This window comes from Candidatus Competibacteraceae bacterium, from assembly GCA_016713505.1.
Lineage (GTDB): Bacteria > Pseudomonadota > Gammaproteobacteria > Competibacterales > Competibacteraceae > Competibacter_A.
This window is the reverse complement of record JADJPA010000002.1, coordinates 171,027-187,334: the sequence shown is the minus strand read 5'-3', so window position 1 is coordinate 187,334 and position 16,308 is coordinate 171,027. Positions and strand designations below refer to the sequence as shown.

Below are 16,308 nucleotides of genomic sequence, written 5' to 3'. Positions count from 1 at the left end.
CCCGAGGAATTCGCCCATGGGTCTACGCATGAAATTCAATCTGGTGTTGCTGCTGGCCTTCGTGATCGGCCTGGGGCTGGCGGCGTACCTGAGCGACCGCATCCTGAAACAAAACGCCCGCGAGGAAGTGGTGCAACACGCCCGCATCATGATGGAGAGCGCGCTGGGCGCCCGCACCTACACCGCCGAACAGATAAAACCGCTGCTTACTTTGCAAATGAAGCGGGCGTTCCGGCCCGAAACGGTGTCGGCCTACGCGGCCGGGCAAAGCTTCAAGGCGCTGCGCACCAAATTTCCCGAATACACCTATAAGGAAGCGGCGCTCAATCCGACCAATCCGAACGACCGGGCGAGCGACTGGGAGGCGGACATCATCAACGAGTTTCGCAACAACGCCGAACACAAGGAGCTGGTGGTCGAGCGGGATACACCGACCGGCCGGATGCTCAATCTGGCCCGGCCGCTGGGGATTTACGACGAGGGCTGTCTGAGCTGTCACGGCAAGGTCGAGGACGCGCCCAAGACCATGACCGACATCTACGGCGTCAACAACGGTTTCGGCTGGAAGATGAAGGAGATCGTCGGGGCGCAGGTCGTCACGGTGCCGATGGCCGTGCCGCTGGCGCGCGCCCAGAAAACCTTCACCACCTTCATGGTCCTGCTGGGTGGGGTCTTTCTGCTGCTGTTGATCTTACTTAATATCTTGTTGCATTTCGTGGTGATCCAGCCGGTGGTGCGGATTGCGGATATCGCCAACGAGGTCAGCATGGGCAAGCCGGATGTACCGGAATACGTGCGCCAGGGCAAGGATGAGATTTCCTCGCTGTCGCAGTCCTTCAACCGGATGCGGCTGAGCCTGGAGAACGCCATGAAGATGCTGGGCGAATAAAAAGATGGTTGACGACAGCGGCGACATCAGCAAGACCCGACCGCCGCGCATCGGCCGCTATCGGCTGACCAAAACGCTCGGCCGAGGCGCCATGGGCGTGGTCTATCTGGGTTATGACGAGGCGATTGATCGCCACGTGGCGATCAAGACCATCCATCGCACCCTGCTGGAAAGCGACGACGGGGCCGGCTGGTTGGAACGATTCCGCCGCGAGGTCCGCGCCGCCGGCCGCTGCCTGCACCCCAACATCGTAACGGTGTTCGAGTACGGTGAGGAAAACGGTATTCCCTACATCGTCATGGAATACGTGCAGGGCCGCGAGCTGCGCGATTATCTCAAGGAACGCCAACCCCTGCCGCTGGCCAACGCCGTGGCGGTGGCGGTGCAAGTCCTGCACGCGCTCGATCACGCCCATCACTGCGGCGTGGTGCATCGGGACATCAAGCCCGGCAACATCATCCTGCTGGCGGGCGGCCAGCTCAAGGTCTCCGATTTCGGCATCGCCCGGATGGAAACGATCAGCGGGCTGACCCAACACGGTATGACGGTCGGCACGCCGGCCTACATGGCGCCGGAACAGTTCAAAGGACTGGAGGCCGACCGCCGGGCCGATCTGTATGCGGTCGGCGTGGTGCTGTTCGAAACATTGACCGGCGTGCGACCGTTTATGGGGCGTGGCGCCAGCGATCTGATGTACAAGGTTTTACACGAGCCACCGCCTCGGGTGACGCTGATCAACCCGCGCTTGCCCGTCGAACTCGATGGCGCGCTCGAAAAAGCCCTGGCCAAGTCGCCGGAGCAACGCTATCAAAACGCCAATGAGTTTATCGCGGCCCTGGAAAACATGCGGCTGGTGGAGCGCGAGATAGCGGCCGACGGGTCGACGCTGATTCGAGTAGCGCCGGTGCAGGCGCCGGAACCGCCGGCCCCCGACACCCCGGCGGGTTGGGACCCGGCGCTGCTGGCGCAGGCCGAACGCTTCCTGACCGAAATTCTCGGTCCGGTGGCCAAGGTGCTGGTGCGGCGCGCGGCGCTCCAGGCCGGTAGCCCGGCCGAACTGGTGCAACAGTTGATGGCGCTCGTTCCGGGCGAGCCGCAACGGCTGCTGTTCCAGCGCCGGATGCGCGGCGTGATGAGCGGCACTTTGAGTGGAAGCGTCAGCCGCGTGACCACAGCGGGAACCAGCGCGCCGGCCAGCCAGATGAGCGGGTCGCTGGGCTCCTTCGAACAGCCCTTGCTGGAAACCGCGCGGCAGGATTTGGCGCTGTATCTTGGCCCTATCGCTAAAGTGCTGGTCAAGCAGGCGGCTGCCAAGGCGCAAACCCCGCAAGAGCTTTACCAAAAGCTGGCGGAATCTATCCCCACGGCCGCCGACCGCGCCGCCTTTCTCAAGCGTGCCCCGGCTTTGACCGGTTAAAACGGGTCCAGCCCGGCAGCGGCTGTCTCACTGAAGGTAGCCTTTCGACCGGCTGGCGAGTTGTTTGGAGCGCCTCGGCAAACCGGCTGGAAGGTTGCCGAACCCTCAGGAGCTGCGGGCGATCATCCGAGCGGTCGAACGGGAGCCCATGATATGGATTTGGCCTATTAGAGCATCCCCAGTATTACGACAAACTAGCGAAAAGGCGGCGAGCGAGCGCTTGAGTGGTTATTTCAATCAATTGCTCACCACGGCGGCGGATGCCAAGGAAGTGCGTTAAGCCAACGGCTCAATAAAGCATCATGATCGGCGCCAGGGTAGTGCGGATTTCGGCCGCGGTCAGATGGCGCGGGTTCTGGTCGCTGGCTTGTAGGTGGCTGCATCCTAACCGGAATACCTCGGGCTGTCGGTCCGAATGCAGGTAGAGATAGGTCGTGAAAGTGAACAGGTGGGGACCGTCGTCATCGAAGCGGCTGAAACGCGCGTGCCGCAGCCCGCTGGCCCGCGTGGAGAACAGTTCCGACAGGCGATTGACCCGCTCGACGGTGAAGCGATCCGCTCGCACCGTGCGCGGCGCGGCCGCGACCGTCCGCACTTCCAGCCGACAGACCGCATCGTAACGATAGCGGTCGCCGATGCGGGTGCCTTGAATGAAAGCGCCAGCCTGATCGGACGGAATCCCGATGTCTTGATGCAAGTCCAGAAGCGTGCCGGGCGGGATGTTGAAAGCGCGGTTACCGCTTCCATCCAACGCCTGACAGGCGGCCAGTAGTAAGAGCAACGGAATCGCGCTCAGTTTCATCAAGCTAGCCCTTGGATGATCGAAAAATGGCTCATTATGGCAACTTTTTCGGGAAAGGCTCTAAACGACCGGTTTTCCGCTGATGGCGGAAAACGGATTGAGGTCCGGTGACTTTGGTCAGGGAACCGATCCGGCGCTTGCCACCACCAAGCATTCAGCGTCTCTCAACCCGAGTAAGCCCACCCGTGAAATTCTTCTTGAAACGAGTGTTCTCGCCGCCTTTGACCGTGTTGGGGGCGTTGTTGATGTTCCTGGAAGAATGGCTTTGGGAGCACTTGCAGCGGTTGATGGCGGCAATTGGGCGGCTGCCGGCGGTTCGAGCGCTGGAAGCTGCCATCGCGCGGTTGCCCCCTTATCCGGCGATGGCCGTTTTTTTGCTGCCGGTCCTTCTATTGCTTCCAGTCAAGCTGGTCGCTTTATGGTTCATCGTTCGAGGGCAGGCTGTCTTGGGATTGCTGGTCATTGTAATCGCCAAGTTGATCGGCACTGCCTTTGTCACCCGTATTTTTGTATTGTGCAAGCCGAACTTGTTGGCTCTGAATTGGTTTCAGCGACTGCACGACGGGGTGTTGGCTATTAGGGAACGACTTTATGCCTACGTGCGCGCCTCGTCGCTTTGGCAGGCGGCGCGGCGTTGGGTACAGACCATGCGTTCGCTGTTTCGCGGGGTCAACAGTCAATTTTGAAGCTGGAGCGCAGAGTTTTATTGAGAGAACGTTGGCTAAAGAGCGAATCCTAGCTCTGACATTTGCTCTGGTTTTCGCTGTTTGCTTTAAAACTCCTCCCGCTCCTCAGTAGCCGCCGAGGTCGCGGGCGCGCGTTTCTGCTCGACCGGTGTGGGGCGGAGAGCAGGCCGGGATTTAGCCGGCGCTGACTTGGCGGCAGCCGGGCGGGCACCGGTGCCGGCGACTGAGCGCAAGTCGGGGCGGGTCTTGGCGACGTTCGCCGTTGGAGCGCTCGTGGCCTGGGAGGCGAGGGCGGCCTGCCCGTCGAGCTTGAAGAAGGCCATGAGCTGTTGGAGCTGCTGGGCCTGCTCGCCCATGGCGTGGCTGGCGGCGGCGGTCTGTTCGACCAGGGCGGCGTTTTGCTGGGTGGTCTGGTCCATCTGGAGGATGGCTTTGTTGACCTGTTCGATGCCGGAGGCTTGTTCCCGGCTGGCGGCGGCCATTTCCGCCACGATGTCGCTGACTTTCTTGATGGCGGTGACGATCTCTTGGAGGGTCTTCCCGGAGCGCTCGACCAGCGCCCCGCCGTCCTCGACCTTGGTCACGCTGTCGGTGATCAGGGCCTTGATCTCCTTGGCGGCGTCGGCACTGCGCTGGGCGAGCTTGCGGACCTCGCCGGCCACCACCGCGAAGCCCCGACCCTGCTCGCCGGCTCGGGCCGCTTCCACCGCCGCGTTCAAGGCCAGCAGGTTGGTCTGGAAGGCGATCTCGTCGATCACCCCGATGATGTCGGCGATCTTTTTGCTGCTGTGGTGGATCGCCCCCATCGCCGCCACCGCCTGCTCCACCACCTGGCCGCCTTGCTCGGCTTGCGCGCGCGCCCGCGCTCGCTAGCTGATTGGCTTGTCCGGCGTTCTCCGCGCTTTGCTTGACCGTCCCGGTCAGCTCTTCCATCGAGGAGGCCGTCTCTTCCAACGCACTGGCCTGCTCTTCCGTCCGCTGCGACAGGTCCGCGCTCCCGCGCGCGATCTCCGAGGCGGTGGCGGTCACTTGAGACGATGAAGCGGATACGGCGCTCACTATCTTACGTAACTCTTCATTGACTCCTTTAACCGCCTGAATTAATTGATCGGTTCCTTCCGGCAATTTGTCGTTGGTTCCGACGGTGAGATCGCCCTTTGCCATGCTGGTTAATTTGCCAGTCGCCCAATACATCGGACGGATCATGCGCATTGAAGCAAGAAAAATAATTAACAGCGCGGCCAACGTCGCTGTCAGGCCGACAAAAATTTCCCATTTAATATTTTTATTCTGTAGAAGCATCATCGCTCGGTCTAATTCCTTGGTTCTCACGGTTACCGCGTCTTGCGATATCCGAATCAGCATGGCCCAAGGAGTTGCTGAATGACCGACATAAACCGGTGTTACTGCTTCAATCTGTTGAGTCTGAGGGTGAATTCTGATGATGGATTGACGGGCTTGAATTACTTTTAAAAAATCCGCTGCTTCCGATGCCCAAGCTTTTTTGATGGATTGACCTAAATTTTGATCGCCTTTGCTGTATCCAACTAGAATTCCGCGATGACTGATAATGGCGGTTTCACCTTGGCCTTGATAAAGCGAATGATTCACCTGCTCGGTCAATTTTTGTAAAGTGGATAATGCGATATCGACACCCACCACCCCGATGGCGCGATTGTCCTTTAACACTGGAACTGCAACCGTACTCATCAAGATATTTTTGCCTTGAACTGTTTCGATATAAGGCTCCACCACGCAAATGTTCCGAGATTCCAGCGGACACCAATACCATTCGTTTTTGCGTACTCCATCTTCATCTCGTTCAGCATCAGGCGATAAATCTTTTTCAACAATTGCTTCAAATTGAATCTTGCCGTTGTCGTCATGCGTCCAGTAAGGGGCAAATCGCCCTTTCTCGTTAGATCCACTTTTTTGATCATCAATCAACTGATCATCAAGTCCGTCTAGCTGATTCGGCTCAAATACGGCGTATATCCCTAGGAAATTCTCGTTGACTTCCAGAACGCCCTGCATAAACTCGTTAAGTTGTTGGCGAGTTATTGAATTTGTCGAATTCGTTGTTGCTTTCGCTCGGGTAATTTTTTGGGCCAGGATTTTGGCTTCATAATAAGCTGCCTCAAATTGCGCATTGACGGTTGTTATTTCAGCGAGTCCCTTGGAAAGAATTTGTTCCTTGACGGTATCGATAATAATTTGGGTTGCTTGTTCGCGAACTAACTTTTGACTTTTCTCTGAAGCGATTAAAGAATAAGCGACTAGTATGCTGGCTGTTGTGATTAGACAGATACCAGCTAATAGGGTGATTTTCCATTGCACAGAGTTTAATCTCATATAAAAATCCATTAAATTTATTTTTAAAAATAAAAAATATGCCCTTAATTTTCTGAATTTGAGCAAGAGATTTAAGCCTTTATATCCCTCACTCTTAGATATAAAAAATGAAAAGCTTTAAGGTGTTGAAGGCCAAGAAAGAGGCTAGGAATAAAGTTTTAAATAATGCTTGCAGTGGTTCAGAAGGAACTATCTAAAGAGCTTCACCAGCTAATTAGCCAAGAACATTCCTTCTGGTCTACTGTCAACAATTGTGAGGCCGGGATCGGCCTTAAAACTCCTCCCACTCCTCGGATGCGGCGGCGACGGCTTTTTTCTCGACCGGGGCCGGACGGGCGACGGAGCGGGGCTTGACGGCCGGCTTGGCGACGCTCGGTCGCGCATGGGCCGCCGGCACGGGCCGCAAGTCGGGCCGGGCCTTGGCGACGTTCGCCGTTGGAGCGCTCGTGGCCTGGGAGGCGAGGGCGGCCTGCCCGTCGAGTTTGAAGAAGGCCATGAGCTGTTGGAGCTGCTGGGCCTGCTCGCCCATGGCGTGGCTGGCGGCGGCGGTCTGCTCGACCAGGGCGGCGTTTTGCTGGGTGGTCTGGTCCATCTGGAGGATGGCTTTGTTGACCTGTTCGATGCCGGAGGCTTGTTCCCGGCTGGCGGCGGCCATTTCCGCCACGATGTCGCTGACTTTCTTGATGGCGGTGACGATCTCTTGGAGGGTCTTCCCGGAGCGCTCGACCAGCGCCCCGCCGTCCTCGACCTTGGTCACGCTGTCGGTGATCAGGGCCTTGATCTCCTTGGCGGCGTCGGCACTGCGCTGGGCGAGCTTGCGGACCTCGCCGGCCACCACCGCGAAGCCCCGGCCCTGCTCGCCGGCTCGGGCCGCCTCCACCGCGGCGTTCAAGGCCAGCAGGTTGGTTTGAAAGGCGATCTCGTCGATCACCCCGATGATGTCGGCGATCTTTTTGCTGCTGTGGTGGATCGCCCCCATCGCCGCCACCGCCTGCTCCACCACCTGACCCCCTTGCTCGGCTTGCGCCCGCGCCGCGCTCGCTAGCCGGTTGGCTTGCCCCGCGTTCTCCGCGCTTTGCTTGACCGTCCCGGTCAGCTCTTCCATCGAGGAGGCCGTCTCTTCCAGCGCACTGGCCTGCTCTTCCGTCCGCTGCGACAGGTCCGCGCTCCCGCGCGCGATCTCCGCCGAGGCGGAATTCACTTGCCCGGTCGCTTGCGTCACTTGCCCGACCATGTCCTTCAGTTGCACCGTCATCTCGCGCATGGAACGCGCCAGATCGCCCACTTCATCTTTACGACGAGTTAGATCAGAAGCAACCTCAAGTGACATATCTCCCTTGGCAAGTACGCTAAGTATTTCGCTACCCCGCCGCAGCGGACTCGTAACACTCCGAGTAATTAACCAACCCAACAGTATCGATAAAATGACGCCCGTCACTGTTGCTGTAACGGCCACCATTTTCAATTGGCTCGCTAGATTAAGATTGCTTTCGATCCTTTCGATAGTTCGAGTAACGTGATTCTCCGTCAGAGCGTCGAAATTTTTTCCCATCGCATCCGAGATAGGTACCATGCGACCGACAAGCTGACGGTATTCCCCATAAAGCGTTGTTTTCTGATTAGTGTCGGCAGTGCTAGCCAATTCTTCGATCAGCTTGTCTAAGTCGACATAAATCGCTCGCCATACCTTATACTGTTCAGTAACTTGTCGTTGAAGCTCTCTACCTTTCTCACTCGTGCGAGGAATCTTTACCAATATTTCCCAGTTCTGATCGACTCGCTGCCAACTTTTACGGCGTTCTTCCTGAATCGTGCGATATTTTTCTCCAGCATCGGCTTGAGTTTCTTGGGCAAAAACTGCTTGCGTCTGCGCTCTAATGACCATGCGCTCTCGATTGAGTCGATCCAGTGCTAGTAATATGGGAATGCGGTTTTCACCCATCGCATTCATATCACTTGTTAACTGATTAATGCCAAATAACGCAAAACTTCCCAAGATCAAAACAATCATCGCCATGACACCAAAACCAAGTGCCAAACGGGTGCCAATTTTCAAATTACCAAGCCTCACTATATTGCCTCCAAGCTAATCTTCAATTTCGTAATAAGCGAGTCTTAATCTGTACAATGTCCATTCATGGCGAGGAAATTTTTTAATGTCATTAAAATTCCTCCCACTCCTCGGATGCGGCGGCGACGGCTTTTCTCTCGACCGGGGCCGGACGGGCGACGGAGCGGGGCTTGACGGCCGGCTTGGCGACGCTCGGTCGCGCATGGGCCGCCGGCACGGGCCGCAAGTCGGGCCGGGCCTTGGCGACGTTCGCCGTTGGAGCGCTCGTGGCCTGGGAGGCGAGGGCGGCCTGCCCGTCGAGCTTGAAGAAGGCCATGAGCTGTTGGAGCTGCTGGGCCTGCTCGCCCATGGCGTGGCTGGCGGCGGCGGTCTGCTCGACCAGGGCGGCGTTTTGCTGGGTGGTCTGGTCCATCTGGAGGATGGCTTTGTTGACCTGTTCGATGCCGGAGGCTTGTTCCCGGCTGGCGGCGGCCATTTCCGCCACGATGTCGCTGACTTTCTTGATGGCGGTGACGATCTCTTGGAGGGTCTTCCCGGAGCGCTCGACCAGCGCCCCGCCGTCCTCGACCTTGGTCACGCTGTCGGTGATCAGGGCCTTGATCTCCTTGGCGGCGTCGGCACTGCGCTGGGCGAGCTTGCGGACCTCGCCGGCCACCACCGCGAAGCCCCGACCCTGCTCGCCGGCTCGGGCCGCTTCCACCGCGGCGTTCAAGGCCAGCAGGTTGGTTTGAAAGGCGATCTCGTCGATCACCCCGATGATGTCGGCGATCTGCTTGCTGCTGTGGTGGATCGCCCCCATCGCCGCCACCGCCTGCTCCACCACCTGGCCGCCTTGCTCGGCTTGCGCGCGCGCCGCGCTCGCTAGCTGATTGGCTTGTCCGGCGTTCTCCGCGCTTTGCTTGACCGTCCCGGTCAGCTCTTCCATCGAGGAGGCCGTCTCTTCCAACGCACTGGCCTGCTCTTCCGTCCGCTGCGCTAAATCCGAACTGCCCCGCGCGATCTCCGCGGATGCGGCGGTAACGTGACCCGTCGCTTGGGTGACTTGCCCGACCATCTTCTTGAGTTGGTCGGCCATGTTATCGAGCGCTTGCGCTAAATCGCCGATTTCGTCGCCACGCCGTAGATACTGTGGCTCGATGCGTTGCGTGAGATTCCCGTCCGCAATGGTCTTGGCGAAACCGACACCGTATACCAGCGGACGAGCGATCATATTGGAAAGCAAGATGGCGATAATTAACCCTAATACAATGGCAATGGCCACCCCGACACTGGTCGTGGTAATGCTGAGATTCTCGGTGGCGATCATGCTCTTGGCGGCATTACTGGCCGCATCATACGCCAAGAGGACTACTTCCGCGCCGTGCGCGGTCATTTGTGGAATGAGTTCTTTGTTCACCTTGGTGTCGTTCGCAATCCAGGTGGCCGCCGCCTGGAAATATTCCTCAGTCGCTTTACGCGCTTGGTTGACCTTCTCGTCGTTGCCCGCGGCATCGAGCGCGTTGAAATAGCCGTTGAGCTTGGCGCGCGATTCCAGCATCTCCTTGTAATATTGACGATTCGCGTGAAGGCGCTCTTCTTTCTCTTTCTTCATGATTTCCATAGCGGTGATATACACCCAAAGCGCAGCTTCCTTTTTGGTATTTTTGTAATACTCTTCAGCAAGCTCGACCACTTTACTCCCTTGTTTGATCATCGCTTCTACAGCGGCGTTATTGCCTTTTTGGGCTTCACTCACTCCTTCAAACGTCTTGAGGTACTCCAGCGTCGCCGTCCGCGCTGACTTGGACTTTTCTAATAGATCCGCATTGGTCGAAACTTTGTCGATGCTGTCCAACGCATTGATGATCGTCTTAATATCTTCATGAACTTTAGGGTCTGCTTGCATGTCGCCGAGACGATAATCTCGAACATGCACGCGAGCATTCAATGCGTACCGCTCTACCTGCGTGGCTTCCGTTAATCCGTCAAATTCCTTACGAATACTTTGAAGATTGAAAATTGCGGTAGCGCCAAGCACCAATAAAATCAACAGGACCGTAAAAAACCCCAATAAAATCTTTAAGCGAATATTCATCCGAAAAGCTTTTTTTTCAGAATTACTGTTCATAAAAGTTTCCTAAATATTAAGAATATTAAAAAAAGCGATGTTTTTTATAGGGTTGCTCAAGCTCCGCTTAGACTCTTCATTAAAAATTTTCCCATTCTTCGGAAGTGTGAGCGGCGACAGCTTTTTTCTCGACCGACACGGGGCGGGCGGCGGGTCTCGGTTTGGCCGGGATCCGCTGGGCGACGGGTGCGCCGGTGCCAGTGACCGGACGCAAGTCGAGACGCGATTTGACTGGGGCGGTCGTAGGTGTTGTGCTGGCGGTCGCGGCAGGCGCGCCGTCGAGCTTGAAGAAGGCCATGAGCTGTTGGAGCTGCTGGGCCTGCTCGCCCATGGCGTGGCTGGCGGCGGCGGTCTGTTCGACCAGGGCGGCGTTTTGCTGGGTGGTCTGGTCCATCTGGAGGATGGCTTTGTTGACCTGTTCGATGCCGGAGGCTTGTTCCCGGCTGGCGGCGGCCATTTCCGCCACGATGTCGCTGACTTTCTTGATGGCGGTGACGATCTCTTGGAGGGTTTTCCCGGAGCGCTCGACCAACTGTCCGCCGTCCTCGACCTTGGCGACGCTGTCGGTGATCAGGGCCTTGATCTCCTTGGCGGCGTCGGCGCTGCGCTGGGCGAGCTTGCGGACCTCGCCGGCCACCACCGCGAAGCCCCGGCCCTGCTCGCCGGCTCGGGCCGCTTCCACCGCCGCGTTCAAGGCCAGCAGGTTGGTCTGGAAGGCGATCTCGTCGATCACCCCGATGATGTCGGCGATCTGCTTGCTGCTCTGATGGATCGCCCCCATCGCCGCCACCGCCTGCTCCACCACCTGGCCGCCTTGCTCGGCTTGCGCGCGCGCCGCGCTCGCCAGTTGGTTGGCTTGCCCGGCGTTCTCCGCGCTTTGCTTCACCGTCCCGGTCAGCTCTTCCATCGAGGAGGCCGTCTCTTCCAACGCACTGGCCTGCTCTTCCGTCCGCTGCGACAGGTCCGCGCTCCCGCGCGCGATCTCCGAGGCCGCCGCGTTGACGTGGGCCGTCGCGTCGTTGACTTGACTGACCATGTTCTTAAGCTGTCCGCTCATACCTTTTAATGCAGCGTAAATCCCGCTTTCCTTATCGGTGGATGCGAATTTCATGGTCAGATCGCCCTGCGAAATCTGATTGGTAATGTCGACCATGTCAGTCGGTTCGCCGCCCAAGGGCAACCGCACCTTATGATGGAACATCCAATAAAACCAGACGATGAATCCCAATAAAGACGCCATCAGACCAAAAGCGAATGAGAAATAGGTATTGCCGAGCGACGCGTAGTGATCGACCGCATCCTTAGTCCTTTGATCGAGCAAAGCAAAGAATTCGTTAATCGGTTTCATGATCTTGGCTTTCTCGATATGGTATTCTTGTGAGTGCATCAGCTTTCTCGCTATTTCGAAATCCGGATCACCCTTCTTAGTGAATTTTCCATTGCCGTCAGCGAATTGGCCCTTAACTGCATTCATGGCGACCGTTTCGATTCCCACCAAGCCATCTGAATTGGCTTGGGCTTCCTTCAATTTTCCGAATTCCTGTTCCGTAAAACCGATGTCTTTCATCAATTTTTGAAGCGCTACTTTCTGACCGTCAGCCGTCGGTTTGTTACCGTCAGCCGCCACGAAATCCCAGTAAATTCTCTGATAGTTTTCAGGACGCGGCTTTTCACCGTTACGGATGGCCAGTACATCCCAATACTGAGATTCATATTTCGCATCATTTGACACGACATAAGTTCGGGCCAGTCGCGTCAAATCATCCGAACTTTGACGCAATTCATCAGCCAATAGATAGGACTGATAACGAGTATCGGATGCCTTCAGAAGATTTTGTTGGTTGATGAGCATTGAATAAGCGACAAAAATGAAGCTCGCCAATAAAGCCAACATGATGATTGCTGACGTTAAAAATAGCTTTTTGATGGTCATTTCAATAGTCCTTGTTAAGCTACCGCCGGTTGATAAGAATGCTGATGTCGTTTGGGATGGATATGTACTGTTGAGTGAGTCTCATTGGATAGTGAATTAATTGAAGGGCTATTGCCTTCGTCGAGCTTGAAGAAGGCCATGAGCTGTTGGAGCTGCTGGGCCTGCTCGCCCATGGCGTGGCTGGCGGCGGCGGTCTGCTCGACCAGGGCGGCGTTTTGCTGGGTGGTCTGGTCCATCTGGAGGATGGCTTTGTTGACCTGTTCGATGCCGGAGGCTTGTTCCCGGCTGGCGGCGGCCATTTCCGCCACGATGTCGCTGACTTTCTTGATGGCGGTGACGATCTCTTGGAGGGTTTTCCCGGAGCGCTCGACCAGCGCCCCGCCGTCCTCGACCTTGGTCACGCTGTCGGTGATCAGGGCCTTGATCTCCTTGGCGGCGTCGGCGCTGCGCTGGGCGAGCTTGCGGACCTCGCCGGCCACCACCGCGAAGCCCCGGCCCTGCTCGCCGGCTCGGGCCGCTTCCACTGCGGCGTTCAAGGCCAGCAGGTTGGTCTGGAAGGCGATCTCGTCGATCACCCCGATGATGTCGGCGATCTTTTTGCTGCTGTGGTGGATCGCCCCCATCGCCGCCACCGCTTGCTCCACCACCTGGCCGCCTTGCTCGGCTTGCGCGCGCGCCGCGCTCGCTAGCTGATTGGCTTGTCCGGCGTTCTCCGCGCTTTGCTTGACCGTCCCGGTCAGCTCTTCCATCGAGGAGGCCGTCTCTTCCAACGCACTGGCCTGCTCTTCCGTCCGCTGCGCTAAATCCGAACTGCCCCGCGCGATCTCCGCGGATGCGGCGCTGACTTGGCCGGTCGCTTGCGTCACTTGGCCGACCATGTCCTTCAGTTGCACCGTCATCTCGCGCATGGAACGCGCCAGATCGCCGGCTTCATCCTTACGTTGGGTGAGCTCGGCGGGAATCTCATGCGTCATATCTCCTCCGGCTAGAACCTCCAGAATTTCACTACCCTGACGCAACGGACCGGTAACACTTCGCGTGATTAACCAACCCAGCAACACCGCTAAAATGACACCGGCTACTGTCGCTGTAATAGCCGCCATTTGTAATTGATCCGCCATGTGGTGCCCTTTATCGATCATTTCGTTGGTTCGGATGATGTTATTTTCCGTTATGGCATCAAAAGTCTTTCCCATGACATCCGAAATAGGCACCATGTGATCGACAAGCTGCCGGTATTCACTATAAAGCGTTGCCTTCTGATTGGCCTCGGTAGCACTGGCTAGGACTTCGAGAAGTTTGTCTAAGTCGACATAGATGGCTCGCCATGCCTTATATTGCTCGGCAAGCTGTTGTTGAAGCTCCTTTCCTTTCTCACTGGTGCGAGGAATCTTCACCAATGTTTGCCAACTCTGATCGACCCGCTGCCAACTCTTGTAGCGTTCTTCCTGAATCGCCCGATATTTTTCACGCGCATCGCCTTGGGTTTCGTAGCCGAATACTGATTGGGTCTGCGCCCGAATTACCATGCGTTCTCGATTGAGTTGAGCGAGTGCTTGTAATGCGGGAAGGCGGTTGTCGCCAATTACTTCCATGTCATTCGACAATTTATTAATGCCGAACACCGCGAAGCCTCCCAAGATCAAAGCAATCATTGCCATGACGCTAAAACTGAGTATCAAGCGCGTACCAATTTTTAAATTACTAATTTTCATAAGTGTGTTTCCAAGCCAATATTGAATGGAGTAGTAAGCGAATTTTAATTGGTATAGTGTTTTCCATGACCGAGAAACTGTTTGAGATGCGGTTGTTAAAACCCCTCCCACTCCTCGGATGCGGCAGCGACAGCCTTTTATCTCGACCGGGGCCGGACGGGCGACGGAGCGAGGCTTGACGGCCGGCTTGGCGACGCTCGGTCGCGCCTGCTGTAACGGTTGTCTGGACCTTGAACACTATTTCTTACAAACAACCTTTCATTGTTTGTATGGCTTGTAATAATTCATTGATTTCAGAGTAAATACCCGTTGCCTTAGCAGCATTTTTGAACGATATGTCAAATTTCAGTTAGCAATTTGCTCGGTCAATCTTCGATGACTTCTGGCTTGCCACCCAACGGACGAAACAACACTAGATGAATAAAGTAAGCCGTTGATAAATAACCCCGATGGTTGGTTGTCCTAAAAAAATTAAAATAATGAAATCAATAAGTATGCTAACAACATGCCATTTTCACTCAATGACTCAGAATGCGGGGCGAGAGTAGTGGATGTTACAATTTGCTTTTTCGTGCTTCGCGGCAACGCGAGAAGGTGTGGTCTTTTAAAAAGAGACGATGCTGAGCGGTGTTCGAGGCCACACGAACCAGGTAGAGGCCGGCTAGGGCGCTAGCATGGCCGCTCGTGAGCCTATAATTCTGGATGTGGCGAAGAGTTTGAGTGTGGCGTGTCGATAATACCCGTTGCGCCAACCGGCGCTCCACGGCTCAAGTGCGAGGTTACCTATCGGCGATGTGTCAGTAATCGGCGGTCGAGCGGGGGGCGGGGCGTCGATATTTTGGCGGGCGACCGCACGGTTTATCTGGTGGCGCGCCGCCATGCGGTAGTCGATTTCTAATATCGCTTCAACCGACTTCTTTTCCGCGCTTTGCGAGCGGCGTATAAATATCTGTGGCGGAATGCATCCCTCGCCGGCAAAGGTTGATTGTTAAAACAGCATCGACCACCAGCAGACCAGAGGAGAATGCCATGAACATCCAGCGACAAGCTCTTTTCGCCGTGCTTGCTGTCGGTTCGGTCGCGTTGGGCGCGGCTGCGATCCAGGCCGCAACCCTACGAATAGCCTGCGGTTCTGGCCCGCATCTGGAGCATTGCAGCAAAACCGTCCAGGCGTGGGGCAAGGAACACGGTCACACGGTGGAAACGGTCTCTACCCCCAATTCTCCCACCGAGCAGCTCGCCCTATACCAGCAAATGCTGGCTGCAAAAAGCGCCGACATCGATATCTACCAGATCGATGGGGTCTGGGCGGGTACCCTGGCCTCGCACTTGGTGGATTTGAAACCGCACTCGAAAGGCGTCGAAGACCATCATTTTCCAGCGATCATCAAAAATGACACGGTGGACGGCAAACTGATCGCACTGCCCTGGTTCGCTGACGCCAGCTTGCTGTTCTACCGAAAGGATCTATTGGAAAAGTACGGCGAGCAGGCGCCCCAGACCTGGGCGCAACTGACCGCGACCGCGCAGAAGATCCAGGACGCCGAGCGCAAGGCCGGCAATGACAAGTTCTGGGGTTACGTCTGGCAGGGTCGGGCCTATGAAGGATTGACCTGTAACGCCCTGGAATGGGTCGCCAGCTACAACGGCGGCAGTATCGTCGAGCCGGACGGCAAAATTTCCATCAACAATCCTCAAGCTGTGAAAGCCCTCGCCCAAGCCAAACCCTGGGTCAACACCATTACGCCGCCGGGCGTATTGAACTACACCGAGGAAGAAAGCCGCGGCGTGTTTCAGGCTGGCAACGCGCTGTTCATGCGCAATTGGCCGTATGCCTGGGGTCTGTCCCAGGGAGCCGACAGCCCGGTGCGGGGCAAGGTCGGCACCGCGCCCCTACCCAAGGGCGGCGATGGGGGCCGCCACGCCGCCACGCTGGGCGGCTGGCAAATGTCGGTCTCCAAATACTCGGCCAATCAGGAGGCAGCCATCGCGCTAGTGCTCTATCTGACCGGGCCGGAGGTGCAGAAGCAGCGGGCGGTCGAGCTATCGCAATTTCCTACCTTGACCAAGCTTTACGACGATCCGGATATTTTGAAGGCCAATCCGTTCTTCAGGGAAATGAAAGCAATTCTGGCTGCGGCTATCCCTCGCCCCGCCAGCGTGACCGGCAGCAAATACAATCAGGTCAGCAGCGAGTTTTTCAACGCCGTCTATGCGGTGCTCTCCGGCGGCAAGACCGCCGAGCAGAGCCTTAGCGATCTGGAAGGCTCGCTCAAGCGCATGAGCCGAGGCGGCAAGTGGTGAGCCGCTGAACGATCGGTAACGCCGAATGGGAA

The 16,308-nt window shown here is 56.8% G+C and carries 10 protein-coding genes and 1 pseudogene; 4 read left to right on the top strand and 7 right to left on the bottom strand.

What is annotated here, in order from left to right; genetic code table 11:
* Positions 1–16 precede the first annotated feature (16 nt).
* Together IPK09_15735 and IPK09_15730 are read left to right on the top strand one after the other, a co-directional pair.
* The gene (locus tag IPK09_15735; protein ID MBK7985048.1) at positions 17–889 is read left to right on the top strand and encodes a DUF3365 domain-containing protein; all 873 of its coding nucleotides are present in this window, start codon (positions 17–19) and stop codon (positions 887–889) included.
* 4 nt (positions 890–893) lie between these two features.
* Positions 894–2,306 (top strand): serine/threonine protein kinase, encoded by a 1,413-nt coding sequence (locus tag IPK09_15730; protein ID MBK7985047.1) that lies wholly within the window; start codon positions 894–896, stop codon positions 2,304–2,306.
* A 289-nt stretch (positions 2,307–2,595) separates the two neighbouring features.
* On the opposite strand, the gene IPK09_15725 is transcribed toward IPK09_15730, so the two are convergent.
* The gene (locus IPK09_15725) at positions 2,596–3,108 is read right to left on the bottom strand and encodes a hypothetical protein (GenBank protein MBK7985046.1); all 513 of its coding nucleotides are present in this window, start codon (positions 3,106–3,108) and stop codon (positions 2,596–2,598) included.
* Positions 3,109–3,293: 185 nt separating this feature from the next.
* Here IPK09_15725 and IPK09_15720 point away from each other — a divergent pair, with 185 nt between their 5' ends.
* Complete coding sequence (locus IPK09_15720) at positions 3,294–3,794, top strand: hypothetical protein (GenBank protein ID MBK7985045.1); 501 nt, start codon at positions 3,294–3,296, stop codon at positions 3,792–3,794.
* Between the two features lie 86 nt (positions 3,795–3,880).
* Here IPK09_15720 and IPK09_15715 read toward each other — a convergent pair whose 3' ends face one another.
* From IPK09_15715 to IPK09_15690, 6 genes and pseudogenes are all read right to left on the bottom strand, one after another.
* A complete protein-coding gene (locus IPK09_15715; protein ID MBK7985044.1) occupies positions 3,881–4,600 on the bottom strand; it encodes a hypothetical protein in 720 nt (239 codons plus the stop codon).
* Positions 4,601–5,234: 634 nt separating this feature from the next.
* Positions 5,235–6,158, bottom strand: a pseudogene (locus IPK09_15710) (PDC sensor domain-containing protein).
* Between the two features lie 259 nt (positions 6,159–6,417).
* Positions 6,418–8,217 (bottom strand): MCP four helix bundle domain-containing protein, encoded by a 1,800-nt coding sequence (locus tag IPK09_15705; GenBank protein ID MBK7985043.1) that lies wholly within the window; start codon positions 8,215–8,217, stop codon positions 6,418–6,420.
* A 91-nt stretch (positions 8,218–8,308) separates the two neighbouring features.
* The gene (locus tag IPK09_15700; GenBank protein MBK7985042.1) at positions 8,309–10,324 is read right to left on the bottom strand and encodes a HAMP domain-containing protein; all 2,016 of its coding nucleotides are present in this window, start codon (positions 10,322–10,324) and stop codon (positions 8,309–8,311) included.
* Positions 10,325–10,403: 79 nt separating this feature from the next.
* Positions 10,404–12,257 carry a methyl-accepting chemotaxis protein gene (locus IPK09_15695; protein ID MBK7985041.1) on the bottom strand — a complete coding sequence of 618 codons (1,854 nt, stop codon included), beginning with the start codon at positions 12,255–12,257 and terminating at the stop codon, positions 10,404–10,406.
* Between the two features lie 14 nt (positions 12,258–12,271).
* Positions 12,272–13,972 carry an MCP four helix bundle domain-containing protein gene (locus IPK09_15690; GenBank protein MBK7985040.1) on the bottom strand — a complete coding sequence of 567 codons (1,701 nt, stop codon included), beginning with the start codon at positions 13,970–13,972 and terminating at the stop codon, positions 12,272–12,274.
* A 1,029-nt stretch (positions 13,973–15,001) separates the two neighbouring features.
* Between IPK09_15690 and IPK09_15685 the strand changes: the two genes are divergently transcribed.
* Positions 15,002–16,276: an ABC transporter substrate-binding protein gene (locus tag IPK09_15685; protein ID MBK7985039.1), complete on the top strand. Its 1,275-nt coding sequence runs from the start codon at positions 15,002–15,004 to the stop codon at positions 16,274–16,276.
* The last annotated feature ends 32 nt before the right edge of the window (positions 16,277–16,308 follow it).